15 protein-coding genes are annotated in these 15,922 nt (G+C 40.3%); 12 read left to right on the forward strand and 3 right to left on the reverse strand.

The genetic code is table 11. The features are described from left to right. Nucleotides 1-144: 144 nt before the first annotated feature. Nucleotides 145-540, reverse strand: a complete 396-nt coding sequence (locus GVK91_RS26115) for a hypothetical protein (RefSeq protein ID WP_153845584.1) — start codon at nt 538-540, stop codon at nt 145-147. Between the two features lie 794 nt (nt 541-1,334). Here GVK91_RS26115 and GVK91_RS26120 point away from each other — a divergent pair. Then, the gene (locus tag GVK91_RS26120) at nt 1,335-2,387 is read left to right on the forward strand and encodes a DUF5694 domain-containing protein (RefSeq protein ID WP_153845585.1); all 1,053 of its coding nucleotides are present in this window, start codon (nt 1,335-1,337) and stop codon (nt 2,385-2,387) included. A 333-nt stretch (nt 2,388-2,720) separates the two neighbouring features. Here GVK91_RS26120 and GVK91_RS26125 read toward each other — a convergent pair whose 3' ends face one another. Beyond that, nucleotides 2,721-3,863: a TlpA disulfide reductase family protein gene (locus tag GVK91_RS26125; RefSeq protein ID WP_153845586.1), complete on the reverse strand. Its 1,143-nt coding sequence runs from the start codon at nt 3,861-3,863 to the stop codon at nt 2,721-2,723. 324 nt (nt 3,864-4,187) lie between these two features. On the opposite strand from GVK91_RS26125, the gene GVK91_RS26130 reads away from it, so the two are divergent. The 11 genes from GVK91_RS26130 (at nt 4,188) to GVK91_RS26175 (ending at nt 12,609) form a co-directional block, all read left to right on the forward strand. After that, nucleotides 4,188-4,745, forward strand: coding sequence for a hypothetical protein (locus GVK91_RS26130; protein ID WP_153845587.1), 558 nt, complete (start codon nt 4,188-4,190; stop codon nt 4,743-4,745). A 50-nt stretch (nt 4,746-4,795) separates the two neighbouring features. Beyond that, nucleotides 4,796-5,263, forward strand: a complete 468-nt coding sequence (locus tag GVK91_RS26135) for a lipocalin-like domain-containing protein (protein WP_159732296.1) — start codon at nt 4,796-4,798, stop codon at nt 5,261-5,263. 132 nt (nt 5,264-5,395) lie between these two features. Further along, nucleotides 5,396-5,626 carry an alcohol dehydrogenase catalytic domain-containing protein gene (locus GVK91_RS27575; RefSeq protein WP_235033000.1) on the forward strand — a complete coding sequence of 77 codons (231 nt, stop codon included), beginning with the start codon at nt 5,396-5,398 and terminating at the stop codon, nt 5,624-5,626. Further along, nucleotides 5,601-5,696 carry a hypothetical protein gene (locus GVK91_RS27835; RefSeq protein ID WP_227550139.1) on the forward strand — a complete coding sequence of 32 codons (96 nt, stop codon included), beginning with the start codon at nt 5,601-5,603 and terminating at the stop codon, nt 5,694-5,696. Before GVK91_RS27575 ends, GVK91_RS27835 begins: the two co-directional genes overlap by 26 nt. A gap of 45 nt (nt 5,697-5,741) precedes the next feature. Beyond that, a complete protein-coding gene (locus tag GVK91_RS26145; RefSeq protein ID WP_159732299.1) occupies nt 5,742-6,215 on the forward strand; it encodes a Dps family protein in 474 nt (157 codons plus the stop codon). A gap of 70 nt (nt 6,216-6,285) precedes the next feature. Beyond that, nucleotides 6,286-6,981, forward strand: a complete 696-nt coding sequence (locus GVK91_RS26150) for a LytTR family DNA-binding domain-containing protein (protein ID WP_159732302.1) — start codon at nt 6,286-6,288, stop codon at nt 6,979-6,981. A gap of 76 nt (nt 6,982-7,057) precedes the next feature. Beyond that, on the forward strand, nt 7,058-9,250 hold the full coding sequence (locus GVK91_RS26155) for an ATP-binding protein (RefSeq protein ID WP_159732332.1): 2,193 nt from the start codon (nt 7,058-7,060) through the stop codon (nt 9,248-9,250). 179 nt (nt 9,251-9,429) lie between these two features. Further along, complete coding sequence (locus GVK91_RS26160) at nt 9,430-10,251, forward strand: alpha/beta fold hydrolase (protein WP_159732305.1); 822 nt, start codon at nt 9,430-9,432, stop codon at nt 10,249-10,251. A 229-nt stretch (nt 10,252-10,480) separates the two neighbouring features. Beyond that, on the forward strand, nt 10,481-11,527 hold the full coding sequence (locus tag GVK91_RS26165) for a cupin domain-containing protein (protein WP_159732308.1): 1,047 nt from the start codon (nt 10,481-10,483) through the stop codon (nt 11,525-11,527). 96 nt (nt 11,528-11,623) lie between these two features. Further along, nucleotides 11,624-12,085, forward strand: a complete 462-nt coding sequence (locus GVK91_RS26170; protein ID WP_153845593.1) for a redoxin domain-containing protein — start codon at nt 11,624-11,626, stop codon at nt 12,083-12,085. A 2-nt stretch (nt 12,086-12,087) separates the two neighbouring features. Next, entirely contained in the window at nt 12,088-12,609 is a 522-nt protein-coding gene (locus GVK91_RS26175) for a thioredoxin domain-containing protein (protein ID WP_159732311.1), read from the forward strand. A 250-nt stretch (nt 12,610-12,859) separates the two neighbouring features. On the opposite strand, the gene GVK91_RS26180 is transcribed toward GVK91_RS26175, so the two are convergent. Continuing rightward, complete coding sequence (locus GVK91_RS26180; RefSeq protein ID WP_153845595.1) at nt 12,860-15,919, reverse strand: efflux RND transporter permease subunit; 3,060 nt, start codon at nt 15,917-15,919, stop codon at nt 12,860-12,862. Nucleotides 15,920-15,922 lie beyond the last annotated feature (3 nt).

Here is a 15,922-nt window from a genome sequence, read left to right on the forward strand (position 1 = left end):
GTTTTGACAAAGACACGAGTGACCAATAATATATTGACATTGAAAAATGCTTCCGTATTCCTATACAGAAATTGTAGGCACTTTCTGTCAAGAAAGCTGCTTCACTGCGGACGTCTTTATCCTAAAAATAAAAGGAGGAATGTATTAACAGAATTTTGGCGGCTGCCAGATGGAATTAAGGAAAGTATCGTCTATAAACTGATCGTTCTGTATGGTGGTAGTATTAATTTTCCTTGGTATGGAGCTGTTGTGAATTTCTACTTCTACAGTTGGCGGGCAGACAAAAATAGCATAGTATGAAGCCGTATGCATCATGAACGGGAGTTTCTGATCCTCGTCATAGTCGTCATCATGTGGATGGTTTTCCAGGTGATCTCCATTATAGTGAATCTTTAGAAATTCGATGACAGATAACTGCGGATTTTTTGTTTTATGCTCAAAATAATGCTCTATCAACAACGGAAATCGCAGCAACTGAACAACTTCAGTAGCCGAGGCGATATAGATCGTCAAAAAGCATATAGCAAACCATTTTTTCATCCTAAACAAAGTTATTAAAAAAAATGAGCGTTGTATAGTCAAATATTTTTTTTGGCGGATTTTTTTTTAGGTCTCCATTTCAAAAAACAGTTGATATTCTCTGTTTTTCACGACTCTCGTCTTTTCGTTGATGTTCAATTATCCTGGCGATCATTCCATTTTGTGCTATGTCAGCCCTTTGGCGCAGAAGATGGCGGATTGTCAGGATTAAAGCGTAATTTATCGATCAAATACGTTTAACATGACATTTTTATACCAAGGGCAGGTTACTCAGGGCAACTCGAAGAATTTAAGAAAGACGGACAATTAATTTCAGATCCGAATAAAGTCGTTCCTGCAGAAATGGGAGAACTGGATATAAAGTCTATAAAAGTGTCAGTAGGCCGACTCGTATAAACCGAGAGGAGAAAACAGGTTCTATGTCAGTTTGTGTTCCTTTATGAATTGGATGAAGAGAACAAAAATGTTCCAAAATTATTGGGCTTGGAAAATTGCCTGATATTTTCCCAAAAACTTTTCGTTCAGCATGGAGGAATGGATCAGCAAGCTACTAATGGTCAATACCCCGGATTGGCAAGAAGCTAACCAAAAAACCAATGGCCATGTTTTTTTACACGGCTACTGGTTAGCGGGTAAAAAAGGATTATAGGCCGATGCGGTTAAACTATACGTATTTATTTGTATTTTTAATCCTGTAGATGGTATAAGTGCTTGTAAGCTAATTTGTAAACCGTAATGCCAAGTGTGTAGCTGAATAAGGAAACATCCAATAACGAAACAAGAAGGCACAAAATATGAAGTATATCTTTTATTTATTTTTCTTAATCTCGATCAACGCAAAAGCACAGGATATTGAGGTTTTATTAATCGGTGTTTCCCATGATTATAGTAAATATCCGACCCAGGATTTTTCCAGCATCCATCATAAAATTAGAAAATTTAAGCCCGATGCCTTTTTTGGCGAGTTCCTGAGTAGCGAAGACGAGCGGTTGCTGATGGATTATTGGTGCAAACAACCGAATATAAACCGGCTAAACAAACTTAGGAGCAATCGACCTATAAAAGAGGTATTACTGCAGCATACTATTGACAGCTTGAAGAAACGATCCAATCAGCAACCCAATGATTATCGTGTAAAAGCCGATTTAGCGCATGCCTATTATCTTGATCAGGATGTGGCAAATGGGCATTATCAATTTTGGCAGGTTTATAATTTCCTGCGGCATCAACCTAATGCTGAAATAGAACATTATATCGAAAAATTGCTTAGCCCTGGGGTAGATACCACTGGACGAAGTATGAAAAGGCTAAAAACTTCTGAGTATGCCTATATCGCCTTCCCGATGATGCAGGAGCTAGGCATCGAGGAACTGATGGCTATGGATTGCCAGGACTATGATCTGAATTGGCAAGCATCGTGGGGAGTATTTGACGCGAAATTTGTCTTGTTCAGGAAAGATATGGCCGATTCCTCTAAAAGCCAGTTAAAATCAGCTTTGATTGCTATTAACAAGGGGTTTGAAAAATATGCTCATATCGAAAAGTCTTCAAATAGGGTAACGGAATGGTTGAACACGGATGAGGCCGCGGAGATTTCCGCCTCGGGAGATTTTTACTTGCCTGTTCTATATAATATGAATGGATTTCCCAAAGAAGAAATGTTGTCAAAAATACATTGGTGGATTATGAGAAATGAGGGCATGTGCCATAATGTTGTCAACAGGGCTAAGGTGGTAGGGGCGAAAAGAGTCGTAGTCCTAGCTGGGGCCAATCATAGAAAATACATGCAGGACATTTTCAAGACGATGCCTGCTGTAAAAGTGAGAAACATCAATGAAGTTGACTAGTAGAGAAAAGAGTAGGCTGGTATAGCGAAAAGGAAATCGACGAGAGCAGCACCATTTTAATTTGTATTCTCTTTAATCGGCAAGAACTCTCTTGAGCAGACCCTTCGAGCATCGCGCAGTGGGGTGGCGGAAAAAGAGAATGTCTTATTTTATCAGTTGTAGGGAATAGATCTTAGTACCACAATCGATATTTGTGTTAATGAAAACTTAGAAAAGCATGAAGATATAAAAGCAAATATCATCAATAGACCACAAAAATATAAAAGACCTTCACGTGCACAACTTCAAGAAACCAACTGACCTATAGTTCGTCAGGCAGATACCATAGTATAGTTACAACGTATTTAATATGTCACGAAGTTGATCAATTTTAAAATTGGATCGGACAACCCTGTTTTCCTTTGTATTAACGATGACATAGCGTGGAAATGAATATATACCCAATTCCTTTTGAAGGTTGGAGTAATCTCTGTTCTCAAAAATGTAGTTTTCATAGGTATATTGATGTTTTTCCAAATACTGCTTCCATGTTGTAAATTTGTCATTAACAGCTATGCCTAAAAATTTAAATTTTCCATTATCCTTATACTCATTCACGATGCGCTGTAGCTCAGGGTGCTGAGCTATACAGGGGCCGCACCATGTACCCCAAAAATCAATAACTAGGTATTCAGTACTATTGTAAAGTTCCCTGATATATTTTTTTTCTCCACGCGAGTTTATTATGGTAAAATTGGGGACAGGTACATTTTCTTTTGGTTTATATAATGTAACCATATCCTGATATTTTTTTAAAACCCGTTCACTGTCAAAATATGGAGAGTTTTCTTTCTTCAGCAGCTGAATGAGCTGATAAATCGAATCTTTATGTTGGAAGACAGTACTAGAATTGTAAAAAGATAAGCTAGGGTATTCCAATAGAAATGTGAGATGCTCTTCGCTGAGCTTATTTGCCGAATATTTTGTAAAAATTTTCAGGAATTCGGTCATTCTATTGTTATCACCCCTAATCTGTTCCTCTAAAGCTGGAATATTGGTTAAATCGAGCGTTTTTGCTGTGGCTTCAAATTCAGAAAATTGTTTGTTCAAATCGCTTCCATATACTTTTAATTGATGTGTGTCTATATTTATGCCCATCGTTAGATCATTGGAATCAATAATAAAAGAATAAAAGAAGTTTGGTGGGAAAATCTGGTGTCTACGGAAAAAACTGGAGAAATCCTCTCGGTTTGTGAATACACTGTCTGACAGGGCTAGTTGCGCAAAATTGAAATGACCTTTATCAAGAATCTTGTTTATTACAAACTCGCCAGTTCCACTTTTAACTTCCGTTTTAAAGACATCATTATTAATTAATACGTAACTATATGCTGGTAAGGTGTCTGCATAGACTTTAAATTTTAACCGAATGTTTTGGCCATAATTATTGCTGATTGCCAAAAATGTGAAAATGAGAACGAATAGGAACTTGGTCATAATTTCTTGCTTAAATTGAAGTTAAAGAAAAAATATGAAAAATAGTGATAATAAGTGTTCTTTTTAATGTATCTATCCAGATTCTTCTAAAGAATTTGCAATCGTAAGGAAAGCATTAAGTATACCTTGTTGATTTGTATCCAATTCTTTAAGGTGTTTTTCTTTTGAGGAATAATAGAAATGAAAGAACAACAGATGGCTCAACGATCCAATCGGTGGTTTTATCGACAGTTTCTGCCCATTCGATGGATAGCGAAATCTACGGGCGATTAAAATACATAGATTTACATCAGTGAAACAAAACAAACCTTTAAATTAAATATTATGGAAATTATACAAACACCCGAAAACACGTTGAGTCATTCAACAGTAACTGCAATCATCAATGCACCAATTGAAAAAGTAAATATTGCAGACTGGTTATTGAACCTCCCAGACGCAGAATACCAGAGATGCTCTACTCAGCATATTGGTGCTGCAATCTCGACGACATTTGACGGAGAACCAGTGTCACTTAATGTAGAAACCATCGGAGATGCATTAATGGTACAGCATTATGTAGCAGTTGTGCACGAGCCTGACTACTGCCGTATGCTTTCCATTTCGGATTCAATTACCAAAGGTGGCCGTACAAAAGTTCAGGTGCTTTGGGAGCTTAAGGCGACCAAAATTGGCGACACTACCTGTCTATACACCAATGAGATCCATGCGACTGCAACTACCGAGATGCTGGCCTATATCAAAGAAAATGGGATCAATCTTTCTGACGCCGCAGCAGCAAGACAGGCAGCTTCAGATGCGCACAACCACGAGGAGACACCAAACTTTGCTAAAAGTATCGAAAATAAGGCGCTTACAGGAAAGTACAATCAACCATTCTAGTTAAAAAAATGGGTGAATTACAGGAGACCCGCTCCAAAAATTCTTTAAAAATGGAAGAGACATTATTTAATCGATTGATTGGTACATGGACATTGGTGGAACTGACAGAAGTCGCGCTTGAAAGTGGAGATATTTCCTATCCCATGGGCAAATCACCCAAAAGCTTGATCATATATAATCCTGACGGCTATATGTCAGCGCAGATTATGAATCCCGAACGGGAGAACTTTAATCAGGAACATTGGAAAGGAGCTAATGCAGAAGAGTACATACAGGAAGTATCTACCTATTTGGCTTATTCAGGCCCGTTTTATGCGGATGAAGAAAAACAGATATTGAGCCATACGATGTTTATTTCGCTTTTTCCAAACTGGACCGGTCAAACGCAGAATAGGGTCATACATTTTGAAAATGAATATCTGATTTTGGAAAGTGGCAAACCTTTTTTTGCAGAGGGGAAGGAAGTTGTGCACAAACTTAAATGGAAAAGAGCAGAAAATTTAAAAACAAAAAGTTGAAACATATGAAAGCTGTCGTTATAACAAACTACGGTGGTCCTGAGGTGCTATAGTTGAAAGAATTTGAAACGCCAATACCCATAGCAGACAGTCCTGATTGAAGTAAAAGCAGCGGGTCTCAATAGATCTGATATTTTTCAACGGGAGGGCAATTATCCTGCTCCCGCGGGTGTACCGGCAGACATACTTGGTCTGGAGATAGCCGGTATAATCGTAGCATGTGGTCCGCAGGTCACAAACTTTAAAGTGGGGGATAGGGTGTGCGCATTGCTCGCTGGTGGTGGATATGCCGAATTTGCATGTCTGGCCACTTCTAGAATCAAAAAAGCTCCGACCTGTGATCTTTCAGACATTTCCCTTTAGTGAAGTATCCCGGGTACATAAGCTGTTAGAAAAGGGCACACATATCGGTAAGATTACTCTTGTTAGATAACGCTGGTAATTTAAATTAAAAAAAAACGCTAAAAACATTCATATTATGAAAGCAAATATTGGAATAACCGAAGCAAACACAGAAGCTGTTGCTGCACAATTGGCAAAATTATTGGCCGATGAAACTGTACTTTATATCAAGACCCGAAACGCACACTGGAACGTCACCGGAGACAATTTTCATGCAAACCATATCTTCTTTGAGGGGCAGTACAAGCAGTTGGACGAACTCATTGATAGCGTTGCTGAACGCCTACGAAAAATCGGGCATTATGCACCAGCAACCCTGAAGAACTACCTTGAACTGACACACCTTACCGAGTATAGTGACAGGACGAATGATGGTCTTGGCTACATGAAAGACCTGCTGGCAGACCACGAAAGTATCATTGAATTTTTACGCGGAAATATTACACCTTTTGCGGAGATATATAAAGATTATGGAACCAGTGACTTTATCACTGGACTGATGGAAACTCATGAACAGATGGCATGGATGATCCGTTCCTATTTTAGATAGGAGCTATTGATTCGCACTAAAAATGAAAGTAATAAGTATATTTGTCATATTAACATATATACTTATTACTATGAAAGCGCTCATCGTTGATGATAATGATATTGCAAGAACTACATTGGTTCACCTGGCAAAACAAGTTCCGTGTCTAACGATTGTCCGGGAATTCCCAAACGCTATGGAGGCATATCATTATATTCAGAAAAACGAGGTGGACCTGATTTTTCTCGATATTGAAATGCCAGAAATGACTGGTATCGAGCTTACCAAAAGTTTATCAGGTAAAGACACGATAATCATATTCACTTCCTCAAAAAAGGAATATGCGATTGAAGCCTTTGAACTCAATGTTGCAGATTATATTTTAAAACCCATTTCTCCCGTTCGGTTTTTACAGGCGGTGGAGAAAGCCCAAGTAATTCTTGACAGCAGAAAAGAGCAGGTCCAGGTTACCCGCGATGAATTCCTATTTGTCAGGGACTCAAACGTGACCAGACGACTGAAGCTTGAAGATATTTTTTATGCTGAGGCAATGGGAGATTATGTAAAATTTTACACAAAAGAAAGGATGTTTGCCATTCATGGCAAGATGAAAACTGCGGAAGAGCGTTTACCGAAGAATGATTTTATCAGAGTGCATCGGTCCTTTATTGTATCTATCAGTAAAATAGATACCTTACAGGACGGTGGTATTGTGATAAAAGGTACATTCATTCCGGTAGCAGATGCATACCGTAAGGCTTTAAATACAAGAATGAATGTATTTTAAATCACCTGCTGTTTTTATTCTTAAGGTATTACTTAACCAATCCTCTTAACTTTTGTTTATGTCAAGTAATTCTATAATGAACAGTAAACGGTTTAGCTACTTTATAATTCTGACATTTATAGCGGGAACAATACTGCTGATTGCCGTTCAGGTCAATTCGGCCAGAAATACAAAAGCTCTTATCCATAACAATAACACACTGCTGAACGAGCTGCGTGCGAGCAATCATCTGCGGGAAATCGACCGCGATATCCTTGGTGTGGAAAGTAGGATTCGGGCATCTATAGCCACCAACGATACGACCCATCTGGAAGGGATCGATAAAAAGATAAATCAGATCGAGAACTTTCTGGATTCCTTGTCCAAAGATAATTCCGATCCTGTGGAAGAAAAGCTTATACAACGGCTGGGCGTCCTTGCAATGGACAAAAAAATAGTCCGTGATCAGCTTTTGGCACGGTATCTTTCTCTTGGAAACATGGATGATCAAACCTCAATTGCCAATCCAAGAGCCCGAATCATTTCAAACGAAATTACGGGAATAACAGCGAAGATCTATAAAAGTAGGCAGCTGCACATGAGTGAGCTCAGCTTGCAGAGTGAGGAAATGGGCAGAAAAGCAAGGCTATACGATATTTCCCTATTGGTTTTATTGATTTTGAGCGGTTCGGTAGTCGGTTTCCATATCCTACGCCAGTTCCGCCGGCAACGTGTGCTGATCGAGGAACTGGACGCTGCGGAAAAGAAAGCTTCCATTGCAGCGCAGACCAAGGAGAACTTCCTTGCCAATATGAGCCACGAAATTAGAACCCCGCTCAGTGGAATTCTCGGATTTACAAACCTGCTGCAAAAAAGAAGTCTGGACGCGACCTCTTCTGAGTTTGTATCATCCATTCAACAATCAGGAGAGAATTTGATGACGATCATCAACGATATTTTGGACCTTTCCAAAATCGAGGCTGGTATGATGCGCATCACTGTCGGTACATTCAGTATCAGTGGGTTGTTAAATTCTGTAGAAACCTTCTTCACTGAAAGGGCAAAAGAAAAAGGGCTTTCGATTTCAAGTAAGGTCGATGTCTCCATTCCCGATACACTGACAGGGGATGCAACCAGGTTAACCCAGATTTTGGTAAACTTGATTGGAAATGCCATTAAATTTACCAAACAGGGCAGTATACATATCGAAATTTACCAAAAGAGCAGGAGCGAAAAGGAAGTTGTGGTTGGATTTATCATCACAGATACGGGAATTGGAATTGACAAGGAAAAACTCAATGAAGTGTTTGAACGCTTTAATCAAGGCGAAGATTCCATTACCCGCAATTATGGCGGAACAGGACTCGGCTTGTCTATCGTAAAAAACCTCGTACTGCTCCAGCATGGCGACATTGAAGTACAGAGCGAGCAGGGAAGCGGCACAACGTTCAAGTTTTTTATTCCTTACGGTATAGCGCAAGAGCAAATAGTAATAGCATCCGTGGCTCATACTGCTTATTTTAAAGATCAATCCAATGTACCGATTCATATTTTGGTGGTTGATGATAATATGATGAACCAGAGCCTGATGAAGCATTTGCTCGGACAATGGAATGTAGATTTTGACATTGTTTCCAATGGACAGGAGGCCGTAGAGTATCTAAAAAATAATCACGCCGACCTTGTGTTGATGGATTTACAGATGCCACAGATGGATGGTTATGCTGCAACGCAGCACATCAGGGAAGTGTTGCAATTGGATATTCCGATCATTGCCATGACTGCGCATGCTTTGGCAGGTGAACGAGAAAAATGCCTCAGCAGAGGAATGAACGAATATATTTCCAAACCCATCAATGAAGAAGAGCTCTTTAAGCTTATTTCACATTTTGGCATCAGATTCCAGCCTACAGTGCAGTTTGAAGAAATTGCGGATAAGGGGAAGTTTACTTATTTGGACCTTGCTTACATGCATTCGGTAAGTAGGGGGGACAGCGCTTTCGAGCGGACAGTCACCCGCCAGTTTATCGACAAAGTTCCAGGCCAGCTTCAGGAGCTAAAGGCCGCTTACGCAAGTCAGGACTTCTCCAGATTTAAATTAAGAGCACATGATTTTAAAACTAGCGTCGCCATTATGGGATTGCTTCCTATTCTTGATGATAAACTGGGAATACTTGAACTTACAACCGAACAGAACACCTTATCGGAAGGTGTTTTGACCGAAGTCGTGCATATCCTTACCGCAGCCGTCGAAGAAGCTCAACGTTTATTAGCAAGCTATACGGACTAAGTTCTACATTAACAATAAGTAATTGAAAGATCATCAGCTCATGCTTGATGATCTTTTTTGTTGTCTATTTAACGACTCATTTTGCCCATTCGTCGAATGATTTTTGAAATTGGCTAATTGTTCGTGTAGTTTTATGGTAGCAAAAAGAAAATACATATTAACAGTTAAACCAAATAGCTATGAGCACTTTAAAACTAAAAGACGGAACAGAAATTTTTTACAAAGATCAAGGACAGGGTCCAGTATTGATGTTTCACCACGGCTGGCCATTATCTTCCGATGACTGGGATGCTCAGGTGATTTTCTTCCTACAGAGAGGGTATCGCGTAGTCACTCATGATCGGAGGGGCCATGGCAGATCGAGTCAGGATATTTATGGACACACCATTGAGCAGTACGCTGCTGATGCTGCCGAACTTGTTGAATTCCTTGATCTCAAAGATGTCATTCATATCGGTCACTCAACAGGCGGAGGTGAGGTAATTCGTTACGTGAACAAATATGCTGATGGAAGAGCAAAGAAAGCTGTACTTATCAGTGCTGTTCCTCCGATCATGGTACAAAATGAAAGTAACCCCGATGGTGTGCCAATGGAGGTATTCGATAATATCAGGGATCAGACTTTGAACAATAGACAACAATTTTATATCGATCTAACACTTCCTTTTTACGGTTATAACAGAGCGGGAGCCGATATTAAGGAAGGAATTCGGAGAAACTGGTGGAGACAGGGTATGATGGGGGGAATTGTTGCCCATTATGAGGGTATCAAAGCTTTTTCTGAAACAGATTTCACAGAAGATTTGAAAGCAGTTGATATTCCTGTCCTGGTGCTGCACGGTGAGGATGATCAGATTGTTCCTTATGAAAATGCCGGCGTTAAATCTGCTAAACTCTTAAAGAACGGAACCTTGATTACTTACCCGGGCTTTCCGCACGGTATGCCTACAACAGAGGCTGCTACGATCAATAAGGATATTTTAGCCTTTATTGAATCTTAAAACTTCCTTACCAAAAAATATAAAAAGTGAGCTGCATAGCTCACTTTTTTTGTTAAGGAGCAATTAAGAATTTCCCACTCAATATAATAAGCTTTTAAAAATCTCTTGCTATAGCGCTGGTTCAACGATCATATCTGCCTGTTCACCGAATGTCCGTATTAATGGAGTCCTTTCTTCGGTAAATTTACTTTAGTAACAAACAGGAATATCAATCGTTAAAAACAATATTATGAAAACGACATCATTAAGCTTCAAGTACGAATTAGAAAAAAAAGAACCACGCACAAATGATGGTGGTACCACCAGAGGTGCTTCTGTAACCGACTTCCCGGCTTCGATCGGAATTGCGGGTGTATCGATGCGATTACAGCCGGGCAGTATGCGAGAGCTCCATTGGCATGCAAATGCTGCTGAATGGGCCTACGTCATTTCCGGAACCGTTCGTACGACCATTATTCATCCGGACGGTCATAGCTATACCGACAATTTTGAACCGGGTGATGTATGGTATTTTCCTAAAGGCTATGGACATTCGATCCAGGCAACAGGAACTGAAGAGTGTCACTTCATCCTGATATTTGACAACGGTAATTTTTCCGAAGACCACACGTTTAGCGTAACTGACTTCGTTGCCAGTATGCCTCCAGAAATTGTCGCACAGAATTTAGGGTTGACATTAGAAGAAGTTGCTGCGCTGCCGAAAAAAGAAGCCTATTTCGCCGCAGGTATTGTCCCGGATGAATTGTCGTTTAATGCTGCTGTAAGACCAGAAGGATCTGACATAGAACTTACCAATTTACATCGTTATCCGCTTCACGCCCAGCAGCCTAGAATCATTCCCGGGGGTGGTCTTCAGCGATTGGTTACAAGTAAGGAATTTCCGATCAGTACGACCATGGCCGGTTCTATTCTTGAATTGCAGCCTGGGGCACTTCGGGAAATGCACTGGCATCCGAATGCCGACGAGTGGCAGTATTATATTTCGGGCCAGGCGGAGATGTCTGTTTTTCTTGCCGAGGGTACTGTAGTCACCGAAAAGTTCAATGCAGGTGACGTAGGCTATGTACCCATGGGAGCTGGACACTACATTAAAAATACAGGTGATACGGTATGCCGTGTTCTTATCGGATTTAACAACGGGAAATATGAGTCTATTGATCTGAGCGAATGGCTTTCAGGCAACCCTAAAGATGTCGTGGTGACAAACTTTGGCTTAGCAGATGGTGAAATTGAAAAATTTCCATCTAAGAAGATTTTTATTCAACCTGAAAAATAAAACTTATGCTGCCTGAAAAGAAAGTTTTTCTACGAGCGTTCTTTCTACTTGCATCTACATCCATATTTCCTATATCAATTATTAAACAATAAAATTATGTTAGAACAAAATACTGTTGCACCAAATTTTACATTATTTGCAACACCAGACCAGAAAGTTACATTATCCGAATTTAAGGGCCGTAACGTGATTTTAGCATTCTATCCTGCCGATTGGAGTCCAGTCTGCAGTGATCAGATGGCATTGTACAATGAAATGCTCAAGTACTTTAAAAAGTATGACGCAGAATTGTTCGGAATTTCCGTGGACAGCAAATGGTGCCATCTGGCTTTTTCGCAGTCGCGTAACCTACACTTTCCGCTACTTGCAGACTTTGAGCCAAAGGGTGAGGTAGCAAAAAAATACGATGTCTATAATGAGCATGAAGGTCAGTGCAACCGCGCTCTTTTTGTAATCGATAAAGAAGGTATCATCCAATGGTGCTACAAATCACCGACGGCGGTAAATCCCGGTGCAGATGGAATATTGGAAGCTCTTGAAAATCTTAAAATAAAATAGTTATGTCATTAAAAATACCTGTCAGTATAACTGACCACGCCCAAGGCAATCTAGATGCCGATTTAGTTATCGTAGAGTATGGTGACTATCAATGTCCTTACTGTGGAGCCGCTTATCCGGTGCTAAAGAAGCTCTTGAAAAAATTTAGCGGAGAGGTGAAATTTGTATTTAGAAACTTCCCGCTTTCAGAAATGCATGAATATGCGCTTCCGGCCGCGATCGCTGCAGAAGCTGCTTTTTTGCAGGATAAGTTTTGGGAGATGCACGATGCCATTTACGAAAATCAGCGGAAGCTTGACGACCAGTATCTTTTTAAAATAGCAGAAAAAATAGGATTAGATATGGAAAAGTTTAAGTCCGATATACAAAAAGAGGAGCTGGTGAATAAAATTGATGCCGATTTACAGGGCGGAGTGATTAGTGGGGTCAATGGGACACCATCGTTTTATGTGAATGGCAAAAAATTTAATGGCGCGGCTGAGGACCTTTTTGAGCTTTTTACTAGGTCAACAGGGGAAATCTAAGTAAAAGGACTCTTGAAATTCCTGAGCAATGAATAAAAGCATTCTGGATGCTATCATCGCAGATACCATAAGATGATTCCAGAAGTTCATTCCATCTGAGATTACAGTAAACAATACGCTAAAAATAATGATCCGCAATTATGGGCCATAAGTTTGTTCTATATTATTTTAATCTGTTTAGATCCATTAAACGGCTACCTATTGGTAGCCGTTTAATGGATCTATAATCCTTAGATCGACTCGATCAATGTTAATCCTTTTCCTCCATTTCCAACTGTGGAGGAATTAATTTATACATCACTGGTGTAACAATTCTTGAAAGAATAGTTGAGCTGATCAGTCCTCCAATCAGCACTATTGCTAGCGGAGCGATAAGCGGGTTAGGATTCAGCGCAATAGGAAGCAATCCACAGATTGCGGTTATCGAAGTCAGAACAACCGGTAGAAAACGTGTTTCGCCAGCCAAATTCACCGCGTCATCAATACTATGTCCTTCTAAACGAAGCTGGTTTGTAAAGTCCACCAACAAAAGTGAATTTTTTACCTGAATTCCTGAAAGTCCTATAAAACCGATAATGGATACCAAAGACATGGGATTACCTGTCAACAACAAGAAAACGACACCTCCAAGTATCCCGAGCGGTATAATCGATAACACGATAATAATTCCTTTGAATGTCTTGAATTGCAGTAGGAGTACACCAACAAATAGGAAACCGCTGAGCAAGATCACTGAAAGAAAATTTCCACCCAATGCATCACCTTCTGATTCTGCTTCACCTGACAATTTATAATAATAGCCCGGAGGTAATTTCATTTTATCGAGCTGGGGAACAATATCCTTTAGAATGTCATTGGCATATACGCCGTCTTTGGTAAGCGAAGTGACTTTGGCAAATCTCGATTTGTTAAAATGATTTATGGCGGTCGGAGAGGTCTCGAAACCAATAGTGGCAATCTGGTCAATTTGGACCGGTGTTCCCTGGAGATTGTTTACATAAAGTCCCTTTAGGGCACCAAGGTTAGCGAACTTTTCACGCGGAAGTGTGATTACTACATTACGTGAATCACCTCTGTTATCAATGTAATCACCCACATTAAGTCCTGCAACCGCCATGCGGATCACCTTGTCAACATCACTGGTCAGCACGCCCAAGGTCCTTGCCTTTTCTTTGCTAACGGTTACTTTTACATCGGATTTGTAGGCATTGAGCTCATTGTTTACAAAGAATGTTCCCGGATGTTTCCGTAAAATTTCTTCGGCTTTAAAAGAGAGCGCTCTTAGGATATTCTGATTTTCCCCGAATATACGCACAACAATGTTTGCTTCAATAGGAGTTCCCTGTTCAAAATCCTTCACCTCAATTCTGGCGAGCGGAAAATCAGCAAACTTTTTGCGTAATGATTTTATCAGCTCCTGTTTGGACTTTGGGTTGGCTTCTTCTTCCATCTGAACGAATATCTGCGCGAAATCCGGTTTGATATCCTGCTGATGTACATTGTAATAGATCTGCGGATTACCTTTCCCTACATTGGAAGTGAAATATACAATTTCTTTATGCTGCTTTAATTCTTTTTCAACAAGTTTCGTCACTCGGTCGCTTTCAGGAATATCGGCCTGTAAAGGTAATTTGATGTTGATCAGGAACATCGGTTTTTCAGATGTCGGAAAAAGTTTGAACCCTGCCAATGGAAATAGCAGAAAGGCAACTACACTCAAAATTAGTGAGATTCCTACGGTGACCTTGGGCCAGGATAGTGCTAAAGGCATCATCCTGCGATAAGAGAAACTTAAAAACTGCTGCAATTTTTGAAGGAAAAAGTTTCCAGCACCATGTGTATGCGTTTTTAGCATCCTACTACCCAAAAACGGGACTAAGGTAAGCGCTACGAGCATTGAGGCAAGCACACTTGTAATGACCGCAATTGGTAAGCTACGGATAAACTCACCAGCAATATCGGGAAGGAAAGCAAGGGGAAGAAAGGCGATGACCAGCGTAGCCGTACAGCCAACTACAGCAATGCCAATCTGCTTGGTTCCTTTTAAGATAGCATCTGTTTTTGAATGACCTTCCCTGAGCCATCGTTCAATATTCTCTACTACAACGATACTGTCATCAACCAATAATCCCAAAGCCACAACAAGTCCTACGATACTCAGCTGGTTAAGCGAGTAGCCCATCAGATTCATCGCGATCAAGCCCAGTGCAAGTGATAATGGAATGGAAATCATAACGATCAATGAGGCACGGAACCCAAGTGGGAGCAGGGTGATAACAACCAATAGGATCGCAAGACCAAAATCAAAACCCAAATGTCCCAATCGTTTGGATACCATGTCCGCCTGATCAAAATTTTTGACCATTTTGATGTTTTCCGGAAGGTCTTTGTTGAACGCGTCCAATACAGGCGTGTATTCTTCTTTTACCTTGCTGATATTGACATTGTCCTTCATTGCTGCTGTCACTAGGATACAGCGATGTCCATTGAGTCGGGTAATGTGATTTACTATTCCGTCTTTATAACTGACCTCAGCCACATCCCGTAGGTAAACAATTTTGCCATTGGCGTTGTATATAACCGTGCTGGCAACATCATCCACATTTTTGAACTTACCGCTTGTCTTTACATTGAACACTTTACTGTCGAGGTTGATGCTTCCACCCGGAATATCAGCCGCTTCACTCTGGAGACTTCCTATTACCATACCCAGTGGTATTTTTAGCTGTGCCAGCTTATCCAGCTGAATGTCAATCCGGATTTCCTGTTCAGGAATTCCGGCATATTTGACTTCCTTAAGGTCGGTTATCTTTTCCAGACGGGTTTTGAGTATATCCGCCTGATCGCGCAGCAATTTGGCAGATGCTATATTGGAAACCAAGGCTACCTGGATAATTTTGACATCGGAAGAAGCGACTTTTTCGGTCTTGAGGAGATGGATATCCTTGGGAAGTTCACTATTTTTAAGTGCATTGATCTCCGTGGAAATTTCCTGATATTTATTGTCAACATCAACACCATACTTAAATTTTGGCTGGATTACAGCGACTCCATCTTCAACCGAAGTCAGGATTTTTTCAATGTTATCGAGTCCGTATATCTTATTTTCAATGGGTTTTACAACCTGTTCTTCCATATCTTTGGGACTGGTACCCGGATATATCGCAGTAATGATGTATTGTGGCGAATGTGTTGTCGGATCTTCCGATCGCGGCATAGTGAACAGTGTCAACAGCCCAACAACTGCGAAAAGAACGAATATGATCAGCGTAAACTGATAATTCTTTACAGCGAAATTTGTTATTTTCATCGG

The sequence above is a fragment of the Sphingobacterium sp. 18053 genome (genome assembly GCF_902706145.1).
GTDB classification, from domain to species: Bacteria; Bacteroidota; Bacteroidia; order Sphingobacteriales; family Sphingobacteriaceae; genus Sphingobacterium; species Sphingobacterium paramultivorum.

What these genes read in the sequence shown, in the direction of transcription:
- GVK91_RS26170 (WP_153845593.1), top strand. Translation starts at nt 11,624, where the DNA reads ATGTTAGAACAAAATACTGTTGCACCAAATTTTACATTATTTGCAACA.
- GVK91_RS26155 (WP_159732332.1), top strand. Translation starts at nt 7,058, where the DNA reads ATGAACAGTAAACGGTTTAGCTACTTTATAATTCTGACATTTATAGCG.
- GVK91_RS26175 (WP_159732311.1), top strand. Translation starts at nt 12,088, where the DNA reads ATGTCATTAAAAATACCTGTCAGTATAACTGACCACGCCCAAGGCAAT.
- GVK91_RS26165 (WP_159732308.1), top strand. Translation starts at nt 10,481, where the DNA reads ATGAAAACGACATCATTAAGCTTCAAGTACGAATTAGAAAAAAAAGAA.
- GVK91_RS26125 (WP_153845586.1), bottom strand. Translation starts at nt 3,863, where the DNA reads ATGACCAAGTTCCTATTCGTTCTCATTTTCACATTTTTGGCAATCAGC.
- GVK91_RS26150 (WP_159732302.1), top strand. Translation starts at nt 6,286, where the DNA reads ATGAAAGCGCTCATCGTTGATGATAATGATATTGCAAGAACTACATTG.
- GVK91_RS26120 (WP_153845585.1), top strand. Translation starts at nt 1,335, where the DNA reads ATGAAGTATATCTTTTATTTATTTTTCTTAATCTCGATCAACGCAAAA.
- GVK91_RS26135 (WP_159732296.1), top strand. Translation starts at nt 4,796, where the DNA reads ATGGAAGAGACATTATTTAATCGATTGATTGGTACATGGACATTGGTG.
- GVK91_RS26115 (WP_153845584.1), bottom strand. Translation starts at nt 540, where the DNA reads ATGAAAAAATGGTTTGCTATATGCTTTTTGACGATCTATATCGCCTCG.
- GVK91_RS26160 (WP_159732305.1), top strand. Translation starts at nt 9,430, where the DNA reads ATGAGCACTTTAAAACTAAAAGACGGAACAGAAATTTTTTACAAAGAT.
- GVK91_RS26130 (WP_153845587.1), top strand. Translation starts at nt 4,188, where the DNA reads ATGGAAATTATACAAACACCCGAAAACACGTTGAGTCATTCAACAGTA.
- GVK91_RS26180 (WP_153845595.1), bottom strand. Translation starts at nt 15,919, where the DNA reads ATGAAAATAACAAATTTCGCTGTAAAGAATTATCAGTTTACGCTGATC.
- GVK91_RS26145 (WP_159732299.1), top strand. Translation starts at nt 5,742, where the DNA reads ATGAAAGCAAATATTGGAATAACCGAAGCAAACACAGAAGCTGTTGCT.